This is a genomic window from Actinoplanes nipponensis, from assembly GCF_016862275.1.
Lineage (GTDB): Bacteria > Actinomycetota > Actinomycetes > Mycobacteriales > Micromonosporaceae > Actinoplanes > Actinoplanes nipponensis.
This window is the reverse complement of the sequence record NZ_BOMQ01000080.1, coordinates 1-10114: the sequence shown is the minus strand read 5'-3', so window position 1 is coordinate 10114 and position 10114 is coordinate 1. Positions and strand designations below refer to the sequence as shown.

At 71.6% G+C, this 10114-nt stretch carries 10 protein-coding genes; 5 read left to right on the top strand and 5 right to left on the bottom strand.

Features of this window, described 5'->3' with window-relative positions:
• Positions 1-1332: 1332 nt before the first annotated feature.
• The 4 genes from Ani05nite_RS33745 to Ani05nite_RS33730 all read right to left on the bottom strand — a co-directional run bounded on the left by Ani05nite_RS33745 (position 1333) and on the right by Ani05nite_RS33730 (position 4667).
• On the bottom strand, positions 1333-2214 hold the full coding sequence (locus Ani05nite_RS33745) for an amino acid ABC transporter permease (RefSeq protein ID WP_203775120.1): 882 nt from the start codon (positions 2212-2214) through the stop codon (positions 1333-1335).
• On the bottom strand, positions 2211-2885 hold the full coding sequence (locus Ani05nite_RS33740; protein WP_203775118.1) for an amino acid ABC transporter permease: 675 nt from the start codon (positions 2883-2885) through the stop codon (positions 2211-2213). The genes Ani05nite_RS33745 and Ani05nite_RS33740 overlap by 4 nt, the downstream gene beginning before the upstream one ends.
• Positions 2886-2962: 77 nt before the next feature.
• Entirely contained in the window at positions 2963-3823 is an 861-nt protein-coding gene (locus Ani05nite_RS33735; RefSeq protein WP_203775116.1) for a glutamate ABC transporter substrate-binding protein, read from the bottom strand.
• 97 nt (positions 3824-3920) lie between these two features.
• A complete protein-coding gene (locus Ani05nite_RS33730; protein ID WP_203775114.1) occupies positions 3921-4667 on the bottom strand; it encodes an amino acid ABC transporter ATP-binding protein in 747 nt (248 codons plus the stop codon).
• Positions 4668-4807: 140 nt separating this feature from the next.
• Here Ani05nite_RS33730 and Ani05nite_RS33725 point away from each other — a divergent pair, with 140 nt between their 5' ends.
• The 3 genes from Ani05nite_RS33725 to Ani05nite_RS33715 are packed head-to-tail and all read left to right on the top strand — an operon-like array spanning position 4808 to position 8314.
• Positions 4808-5293 (top strand): hypothetical protein, encoded by a 486-nt coding sequence (locus Ani05nite_RS33725; protein WP_239130897.1) that lies wholly within the window; start codon positions 4808-4810, stop codon positions 5291-5293.
• Between the two features lie 21 nt (positions 5294-5314).
• Complete coding sequence (gene miaB / locus Ani05nite_RS33720; protein ID WP_203775110.1) at positions 5315-6808, top strand: tRNA (N6-isopentenyl adenosine(37)-C2)-methylthiotransferase MiaB; 1494 nt, start codon at positions 5315-5317, stop codon at positions 6806-6808.
• Between the two features lie 39 nt (positions 6809-6847).
• A complete protein-coding gene (locus Ani05nite_RS33715) occupies positions 6848-8314 on the top strand; it encodes a GGDEF domain-containing protein (RefSeq protein WP_203775108.1) in 1467 nt (488 codons plus the stop codon).
• Here Ani05nite_RS33715 and Ani05nite_RS33710 read toward each other — a convergent pair whose 3' ends face one another.
• Positions 8315-8641, bottom strand: coding sequence for a winged helix-turn-helix transcriptional regulator (locus Ani05nite_RS33710; protein WP_203775106.1), 327 nt, complete (start codon positions 8639-8641; stop codon positions 8315-8317).
• Between the two features lie 55 nt (positions 8642-8696).
• Here Ani05nite_RS33710 and Ani05nite_RS33705 point away from each other — a divergent pair, with 55 nt between their 5' ends.
• Both Ani05nite_RS33705 and Ani05nite_RS33700 read left to right on the top strand, forming a co-directional pair.
• On the top strand, positions 8697-9158 hold the full coding sequence (locus tag Ani05nite_RS33705) for a group II truncated hemoglobin (RefSeq protein ID WP_203775104.1): 462 nt from the start codon (positions 8697-8699) through the stop codon (positions 9156-9158).
• Positions 9159-9165: 7 nt separating this feature from the next.
• Positions 9166-10113, top strand: coding sequence for a threonine ammonia-lyase (locus Ani05nite_RS33700; protein ID WP_203775102.1), 948 nt, complete (start codon positions 9166-9168; stop codon positions 10111-10113).
• The last annotated feature ends 1 nt before the right edge of the window (position 10114 follow it).

Sequence of the window (10114 nt, the reverse complement as noted above, 5' to 3'; positions counted from 1 at the left end):
GGGCAGACGGCAGGCGGGCAGACGGGCAGACAGGCAGACGGGCAGACAGGCAGACGGGCAGACGGGCAGACGGGCAGACAGGCAGACAGGCAGACAGGCAGACAGGCAGACAGGCAGACAGGCAGACGGGCAGACGGCAGGCTGCGCAGGCGGTGCGGAGGCAGGTTATTGGGGCGCAGCCTGTGAAGGACGCACGCTGTCAGGGGCGCAGGCTGTCAGGCGCAGGCTGTCAGGCGCAGGCTGTCAGTGGCGCCCGCTGTGAGGGGCGCAGGTTGTAAGCAGTGCACGCTGTGCGGAGTGCACGCTGTGAGGAACGCAGGTAGCGCGGGTGCGGGGTGTGGGAGCCGTGCGACTCGCGGACCTTTAGCTGGATCTTGCCGCGCTCGAGCCGAAAATCCCGCTCTAACTCACCAAGATCCGGCCAGCGCGGGCCGTGAGGGGCCGCGGGCTGTGAGGGGCGGGCTGTGAGGCGCGGGCTGTGAGGCGCGGGCCGTGAGACGCGGGCTGTGAGGCGCGGGCCGTGAGACGCGGGCTGTGAGGCGCGGGCTGTGAGGCGCGGGCTGTGAGACGCGGGCTGTGAGGCGCGGGCTGTGAGCGGTGCAGGTTGTGAGGAGCACAGCTAGCGCGGGTGCGGGCGTAGGAGCGGGGGCGGCCTGGCAGGGCCTTAAGCTGGATCTTGAGGCGCTCAGGCCGGAAAGCCCACTCGAACTCACCAAGATCGGCGCAGGCGAGCGCCTGCACGGGCAGACCCGCCACGGCTGGGCTGGTGGGGTAGGACTCGCGAGCGGATACGCCTCGCTAGCCGGATCTTGGTGAGTCCAAGCCGAAACGCCCACCCAAACTCACCAAGATCCGCCCGGACGAGCGCCCCGCACAGGCGGACTCGCGGGTGTGAGCCGCGCGGGGGTAGGGCTCGCAACCGGAAACACCCCGCTAGCTGGATCTTGAGACGTCCAGGCCGAGAACCCCATCCGAACTCACCAAGATCGGCGCGGGTGAGAGCGCGCCGCAGGGGAGAACTCGCGGAAGCGGGGCTTGCGGCGGCAAGACTCACCACCGGACACGCCCCTCTAGCCGGATCTTGAGACGCTCGGGCCGAGAATCCCAAGATCCGCACGGGCGAGCGCCCCGCACAGGCACACTCGCAGGCGTGAGCCGCACGGGGACAGAACTCGCGACCGGACAAGCGGACTACTTGATCAATCGTGCACCCGAACCCCAGCACCGCTGAACCCGCAGACCACGCAGGGCGGTGCGACCTGCGCCTGCCGCACGCCACTCCACAGAGGACGTCCCCGGCGCAGATCTCGATCGCCCCGGAAGCGCCCCGGCTCAGGAGCCGTCCGCATCCCCCGCCTGCACCGCGGCAGCCGGCACCGGCCCGGTCGGTACGGTCGGAGCCCGCCCCTGCCGCCGGGTCCGCCGTTCCAGCCACCCCGCGAACGCCGTCAGCGAGGCATTCACCGTGATGTAGATGACCGCCGCGACGATCGCCGCCGCCACGATGTTGCCGTAGTTGGCGGCCAGCGTGTTCACGCCGTCCTGCAGCAGCTCCGAGTAGCCGATGATGTACCCGAGCGCCGTGTCCTTGACCAGCACCACGAGCTGGCTGACGATCACCGGCAGCATCGCCCGGGCCGCCTGCGGCACCAGGATCTCGCGCATCACCTGGCTCTTGCGCATGCCGATGGCGTAGCCGGCCTCGCTCTGGCCGCTCGGCACCGACCGGATGCCCGCGCGGAACGCCTCCGCCAGCACCGAGCCGTTGTAGAGCGTCAGGCCCGCGACGACGGCCCAGAACGGGTCCATCGGCGCCTCGGTGATGAACGGGACGCCGTAGAAGATGAAGAACATCAGCAGCAGCAGCGGTACGGCCCGGAAGAACTCCACCACCACGCCGGACGGCACGCTGAGCCACCAGTGGTCGGAGAGCCGCCCGATCGAGAAGAGGATGCCGAAGATCAGTGAGAGCGCCATCGCGACGGCCGCCGCGCTCAGCGTCGCCCACAGGCCCGGCAGGATGTAGTCGGTCCAGGTCGACGACTCGGTGAACGGCTGCCACAGGGCCGCCGCCCACTGGCCCTTCTCGTCGAACTTGCGGTAGATCCAGTACGCCAGCGCCAGCGCGGCGAGGCCGAAGGCGCCGGTCAGGATCCTGTTGCGGAGCTTGGCCCGGGGTCCCGGGTGGTCGTAGAGGACAGCGTCGGCGCTCATCGCTTCACCGCCAGCCGGTTGGCCAGCCAGCCGAAGGCGTAGCCGGTGGGGATCAGGACGAGCGCGAAGGTGCCGGCGAAGACCAGGAAGATCGGTATGACCTGGTCGCCGTTGGCGTTGATGAGTTCCTTCATCGCGTTGGAGGACTCGGCCAGGCCGATCGTGCCGACGATGGTGGCGTTCTTGGCCAGCGCGATGAAGATGCTGCCGAGCGGGGCGATCACCGCGCGGCCGGCCTGGGGCAGGATCACCATCGTGAGGGTCTGGAAGAACGACATGCCGATGGCCCGCGCGGCCTCGGACTGACCGGCCGGCACCGTGTTGATGCCGGAGCGGATCGCCTCGCACACGAACGCGGCGGTGTAGACCGACAGGCCGACCACGCCGAGCCAGTAGTTGTTGAGGTCGATGTCGTCGGCCAGGGACAGGCCCAGGGTCGAGAACAGGCCGAAGTAGCAGAAGAACACGATCAGCGTGAGCGGCGTGTTCCGGAACGTGTTGACCCACAGCGCGCCGAAGCCGCGCAGCACGGGCACCGGCGAGACCCGCATGGCCGCGAGCACCACGCCGATCACGAGCGCGCCCGCCGCGCCGGCCGCGGTCAGTTTCAGGATCCACAGGAATCCCGTCACGTACACGTCGATGTTGCTGGGATCGGAGAAGACGTCCATCGCCCTCACTTCCTCGCGCCGCGGCAGGGAACAACCGGGCGGGGCCGGCGTGGCCGGCCCCGCCCGTCGTCAATCGATCAGCTGCAGTTGGTCAGCTTGGTGACGTCGAGGGTCGGGGCCGCCTGACCGCTCTTGCCGAGCGTGTTGTCCCACGCCGCCTTGTACGAGCCGTCGCTCGCGGCCGCCTTCAGGATCTCGTTGATCTTGTTGCAGCCCTCGGTGTCGTCCTTCTTCAGGCCGACGCCGTACGGCTCCTCGCTGAACTTCTTGCCGACGACCTTGAACTTACCGGCGTACTGGTCCTGCGAGGCGTAGCCGGCGAGGATGATGTCGTCGGTGGTGACCGCGTCGACCTGACCGCCGGCCAGCGCCGTCACGCACTTGGAGTACGCGTCGAACTGCTGGAGCTTGGCGTCCTTGTACTCGTTCTGGATCCGCTTGGCCGGCGTGGAGCCGGAGACCGAGCAGACCTTCTTGCCGGCCAGCGACTCCGGACCGGTGATCGGCGAGGCGACCGGGACCAGCAGGTCCTGGCCGGCGATGTAGTACGGGCCGGCGAAGTTGACGACCTTCTTGCGCTCGTCGTTGATCGTGTACGTCGCCACGACCATGTCGACCTGGCCCTGCTGGAGGAACGGCTCGCGGTTCGACGAGACGGTCGTCTTGTACTCGATGCCGGACTCCGGGACGCCCAGGCCCTTCGCGATGATCTTCGCGATCTCGATGTCGAAGCCGGTGTACGTGCCGCCGGTCTGCAGGCCGAGGCCCGGCTGGTCGGCCTTGACGCCGAACACCAGCTTCTTGTCGCTGGCCGCCTTGCCCACGATGCCGCTGGCCTTGGAGCCGGAGCCCGACCCGCTGTCGTCGCCGCCACATGCCGCGGCGGTCATCGCCAGGGCGAACGCCCCGACCACTGCCGTCATTCGGGTGATACGCATCGTCCTGCTCCTCTGAGGTGAAACTGCGATCTGCGGGAAACTGCGAACATTGCGAACCTGCACGCGTGATGCAGAGGGGGCCATCCGCTGTGGACGTTCAGTGGGTGAGGATCTTCGACAGGAAGTCCCGGGCGCGCTCGCTCTTCGGGTTGGCGAAGAACTCGGCCGGCGGCGCCGACTCGACGAGTTGACCGTCGGCCATGAAGACCACCCGGTTGGCGGCGTGGCGGGCGAAGCCCATCTCGTGGGTGACGACGACCATCGTCATGCCCTCGGCCGCGAGCGCCGTCATGACGTCGAGCACCTCGCCGACCATCTCCGGGTCGAGCGCGCTGGTCGGCTCGTCGAAGAGCAGCGCCTTGGGCTGCATGGCCAGCGCCCGGGCGATGGCGACGCGCTGCTGCTGGCCGCCGGAGAGCTGCGCCGGGTACTTCTCCGCCTGGCTGGCGATGCCGACCCGGTCGAGCAGCGCCATCGCGCGCTCGCGGACCGCGGCGGGCTTCTCGCCCCGGACCTTGACCGGCCCGAGCATGACGTTCTGCAGGATGGTCTTGTGCGCGAAGAGGTTGAACGACTGGAAGACCATGCCGACCTCGCTGCGCAGCCGGGCCAGCGCCTTGCCCTCGGCCGGCAGCACCTGTCCGTCGAAGGTGATGGTGCCGGAGTTGATCGGCTCGAGCCGGTTGATCGCCCGGCACAGCGTCGACTTGCCCGAGCCGGACGGTCCGATCACGACGACCACCTCGCCGCGGTCGACCGACAAACTGACATCCTGCAGGACGTGCAGGGGCCCGAAGTACTTGTTGACGCCGTCGAGGACGATGAGAGGCTCGCTTGTCGGCACCGTCGGACCACCGTCCCGTCGTTGGGCTTCACTCGGATGGGGTCACTCTATGGGCGCGGTTGTATCGGTTCACGCCGAGATTGGTCACGGAGCGGTAACTGTGCAGGTGTACGCCCGAAGGGATGTCCACGATGAGCGGTATGGCTGACGCCGATCCGACAGACGGGCTCTGGAGCTGGTGTGCCGCCGGCCGCCTGGACGCGGCGGTCGTCCGCGAGGCCCTGTCGGGCGCGGCGCAGCGTCCGGTGACGACTCTGGACGCTCCGCTCGACGGGGCCGTGCTCTGCGACGTCTGGCACGTCGGCGGGGACTTCCCGACGCTGATCGAGTGCTTCCTGACCCCCGGCGAGCTGGCCGAGACGACCATCGCCAGCGCCGTCGCGGTCCGGCTGGGCGCCGACGTCCTGCTGCCCGACGACACCCTCAACCCCACCCGGTACGTGCTGGCCGAGCCGGACGGGACGCTGCGGGCCGTGCACGTCGACGAGGTCGAGACCGACGACGGTACGGAGCGCCGCCACGTCCGCCCGTGCACGGGGTCCGACCCCGCCTGCGCCCGCGGCCCGGGCTGCGGCCGTTCGCGGTTCAAGCCCGCCCCGACGCCGGAGCGACCCGCGGCGGCGTAGGGACTACCCTGGTCAATTGCCATGACTACCGAGACTTCTCCCGCCGCCGCCCGCACCTATGACGTGCGCACCTACGGCTGCCAGATGAACGTGCACGACAGCGAGCGCATCTCCGGGCTGATGGAGGGCGCCGGCTACGTGCGGGCGAGCGACGCCGACGCGGCGGACGTGGTCGTCTTCAACACCTGCGCGGTACGGGAGAACGCCGACAACCGCCTCTACGGCAACCTCGGCCACCTGCGCCCGACCAAGCTCAAGCACCCGGGCATGCAGATCGCGGTCGGCGGCTGCCTGGCCCAGAAGGACCGCGGCGACATCGTCAAGCGCGCCCCCTGGGTGGACGTGGTCTTCGGCACCCACAACATCGGCTCGCTGCCCGCGCTGCTGGAACGCGCCCGGCACAACCAGGAGGCCGAGGTCGAGATCCTCGAGTCGCTCGAGGTGTTCCCGTCGACCCTGCCCACCCGCCGCGAGTCGACCTACGCCGGCTGGGTGTCGATCTCCGTGGGCTGCAACAACACCTGCACCTTCTGCATCGTGCCGGCGCTGCGCGGCAAGGAGAAGGACCGCCGCCCGGGCGACGTGCTCGCCGAGGTGGAGGCGTTGGTCGCCGAGGGTGTGCTCGAGGTCACCCTGCTGGGCCAGAACGTCAACTCGTACGGCGTGGAGTTCGGCGACCGGTTCGCGTTCGGCAAGCTGCTGCGCGCCTGCGGCGACGTGCCGGGCCTGGAGCGCGTCCGCTTCACCAGCCCGCACCCGAAGGACTTCACCGACGACGTGATCGCCGCGATGGCCGAGACGCCCAACGTCTGCCCCTCGCTGCACATGCCGTTGCAGTCCGGCTCCGACGACGTGCTCAAGGCGATGCGCCGCAGCTACCGCTCGGAGAAGTACCTCGGCATCATCGACAAGGTGCGCGCCGCGATGCCGGACGCCGCGATCACCACGGACATCATCGTCGGCTTCCCCGGCGAGACCGAGGAGGACTTCCGGCGCACCCTCGACGTGGTCCGGGCCGCCCGCTTCTCCAGCGCCTTCACGTTCCAGTACTCCAAGCGCCCCGGCACCCCGGCCGCGACCATGGACGAGCAGCTGCCCAAGCAGGTCGTCCAGGAACGCTACGAGCGGCTGATCGCCACGCTCGAGGACATCACCTGGGCCGAGAACAAGAAGCAGGTCGGCCGCGCGGTCGAGGTGCTGGTGGCGACCGGCGAGGGCCGCAAGGACGAACGGACCGGCCGGATGAGCGGCCGGGCCCGCGACGGCCGGCTGGTGCACTTCGCCACCGGCGACCTCACCGGCATCCGGCCCGGCGACATCGTCACGACCGAGATCACGTACGCGGCCCCGCACCACCTTAACGCCGACGGCGCGCCGCTGAGCCACCGCCGCACCCGGGCCGGGGACGCGCACGAGGCCGGCCGGGCGCCGCGTACCGCCGGGGTGACCCTGGGCCTGCCGACCGTGGGCGTCCCGGCGCCGCTGCCCGCGACCACCGGCGGCTGCGCGCTGTAGAAGGCTCAGGTCCGACGGTCCCCGGCCGATCCGGGAGCCGTGGTCCTGCGCTGGTACGCCGTGGTGTCCTTCGCCCTCGTGGCGGGGTACCCCCTGCTGTCCTACGACGCCCGCACGGCCCCGTTCCTGCTGGTCACGCTGGGGGCTGTCCCGGCGGTGCTGATCGGGGTGCGGCGCTCGCCGCGGACCGCCCGGCTGCCCTGGTGGCTCCTGCTGTCCGGGCTGGTGACGTTCAACGCCGGCAACCTGGTCTGGCTGTGGATGATCTACGGCGAGGGCCGGCCCGGCGGGGACGGCTCGGTCGCCGAACCGCTGTTCAACCTGGCCAACCTGCTCCTGCTGGCCGGTTCGGTGGTGGTGGTGCTGCGGCGCGGCCGGCGCGACGTCGGCGGCATCATCGACTCGGCGATCACCGCGCTGGCTCTCGGCGGCCTGCTCTGGGACGCCGTCCTGCTGCCGCAGCTGACCGCCGTCGGCACGCCGATGTCGACTCAGGCCCCGATGTTCATCGACGTCCTGGTCATGGCCGGCTCGCTGGGCGCGCTGCTGCGGATCTCCCTGGTGGCCCGGCGGCTCCCGGCCCTGTGGCTGCTCGCCGGGGGCACGGGGGCGGGGCTGCTGGGCAACGTGCTGTCGGCGCTGATCCTCGATCCGGCGACCGGCGTCCGCGCCGACTGGATCACCATGGTCTACCTCGTCGGCTACTCCCTGCTCGGCTGCGCCGCCCTGCACCCCTCGTCCGCGCTGATCACCCTGCCGGGGCCGCCGCCGGCCGACGACCTGACGCCGGCCCGGCTGACGTTCCTCGGGGTCATGACGGCGCTGGTCCCGGTGGTCGGCGGCGGGCGGGTGATCCTCGGCCTGCCCACCGATGGGCTGCTGATCGCGGTCGGCTCGGCCGTCGTGATCCCGCTGGTGATGGTCCGCGTCGCCCGGCTGGCCGGCCAGCGCCGCCGGGCCGAGCAGGCGCTGCTGCGGATGGCGACCCACGACGCCCTGACCGGCCTGCCGAACCGGGCGGCCTGCCTGGACCGCCTCGAGACCGACCTGGGCCGGCTCCGCGCGGAACCGGACCCGGCCACCGGCCGGGCGCCGGGCGGGACCGGGCTGGCCGTGCTCTTCACCGACCTCGACGGCTTCAAGCCGGTCAACGACCGCCTCGGCCACGCCGCCGGCGACGAGCTGCTGATCGCGGTGGCCACCCGGCTGCGCGCCTGCGTGCGCGAGCACGACCTGGTGAGCCGGTTCGGCGGGGACGAGTTCGTGATCGTGTGCCGGGACAGCGACCCCGCGGCCACCGTCGACGCGATCTGCGCGCGGATCCGCGAGATGGTCGAGCTGCCGCTGACCGTGGCCGGGGAGACGGTCCGGATCGGCCTGAGCGTCGGCGTGGCCTACGCGGACCCGGCCGCCGGCGCCGACGAGGTGATCGGCCGAGCCGACCTGGCCATGTACGCCGCCAAGCAGTCGAAGTCGATCGGCACGCTCAGCCTCGCGCTGGCCTGATCAGAAGCGGATGCCGCTGCGCTCGGCGCGCGCCACTCCCCAGTCGTACAGCGCCTGGAGCACCGGCGCCAGGCTGCGCCCCTCGTCGGTGAGGTCGTACTCGACGTGCGGCGGCACCGTGCCCCGGTCGCGCCGGCGCACCAGGCCGTCCGCCTCCAGCTCGCGCAGCCGCTGGGAGAGCATCTTCTCGCTGATCCCGGGGGTCAGCCGGCGCAGCTCGCCGTAGCGGTGCACGCCCTCCTTGAGGTGGGAGAGCAGCACCGTGCGCCAGCGGCCGCCGACGACGTCGACGGTCAGCTCGACCGGGCAGGAGTAGCGCTTGGGCACGCACCATTATGTGCGTTCTTGTGGCGGGCACGGCCCCCGTGGTGGGGTGATCGCCATGGGGGACACACCGACGCTCTACGAATGGGCGGGCGGCGCCGACGCGTTCGCCCGGCTCACGACCGCCTTCTACGCCCGGGTCGCCGACGACGACGTGATCGGGCCGCTCTTCGCCGGGATGGACCCGGACCACCCCCGGTACGTCGCGCTGTGGCTGGGCGAGGTCTTCGGCGGCCCGGCCGCCTATACCGGCGAGCGCGGCGGCTACCCGCGCATGCTCGCCCAGCACCTCGGCCTGGCGATCACCGAGGCGCAGCGCCGCCGCTGGATCGCGCTGATCCAGGACGCCGCCGACGAGGTGGGACTGCCCGCCGACCCGGAGTTCCGGGCGGCGTTCCTGGGCTACCTGGAATGGGGCACCCGGCTGGCGCAGCAGAACTCGCAGCCCGGGGCCGACGTCGTGCGGCAGGCGCCGGTGCCGCACTGGGGCTGGGGAGTGGCGCCGCCGTACCGGGGATGATGGCGGGATGGATCTCAGCTTCGCCCAGGTGATCGCCGCCCGCCCGGTGGTGGCCCGGCACCTGGCCCCCACGCCGCTGTCGTCGCACCCGGCCCTGGACGCCGCGGTCGGCGCGTCCGTCCTGGTCAAGCACGAGAACGAGCAGCCGGTGGGCGCGTTCAAGGTGCGCGGCGGCCTGACGCTGCTGGCCGCCATGTCCGAGCAGGACCGGGCGCGCGGCACGGTCAGCTACTCGACCGGCAACCACGCGCGGTCGCTGGCGTACGCGAGCAAGGTGCACGGCGCGCCCTGCACCGTGGTGATGCCGGCCGCGGCCGCCCCGGCCAAGGCGGCCGCGGTGGCGGAGCTGGGCGCCGAGGTCGTCCTGCACGGCCCGGACCTGGAGGCGGCCCAGCACCACGCCGAGGCGCTGGCCGGGCGGAGCGGGGCGCGGCTGGTCAGCCCGGGCGACACCCCGGAGCTGCTGGCCGGGGTGGGCACCCTCTACCTGGAGATCTTCGAGGCCGAGCCGGACCTGGACGCGGTCCTGGTGCCGGTCGGCAGCGGTACGGGCGCGAGCGCGGCCACCGTGGTCGCCCGCGAGCTGGCGCCGTCCTGCGCCGTCATCGCCGTCCAGTCGGAAGCCTCCCCGGCCGCCCACGACTCGTGGCGCTCCGGCACCCTGCAACGGCGCCCGAACCGCACCCGCGTCGACGGCCTGGCCACCGGCCGCGGCTTCGCCCTGCCCCAGCGGATCATGGCCGCGGGCCTGGCCGACTTCCTGCTCGTCCCGGACGAGGCGATCACCGCGGCCCAGCGCCTGCTCAGCACGACAACCGGCACCATCGCGGAGGGCGCCGGCGCGGCGGCCCTGGCCGGCCTGCTGAGCGCCCCGGCCCGTTTCCGCGGCAAGCGGGTTGCCGTCGTCTGCACGGGCGGCAACGCGACCGAGGCGGAACGAGCCGAGCTGCACTAGC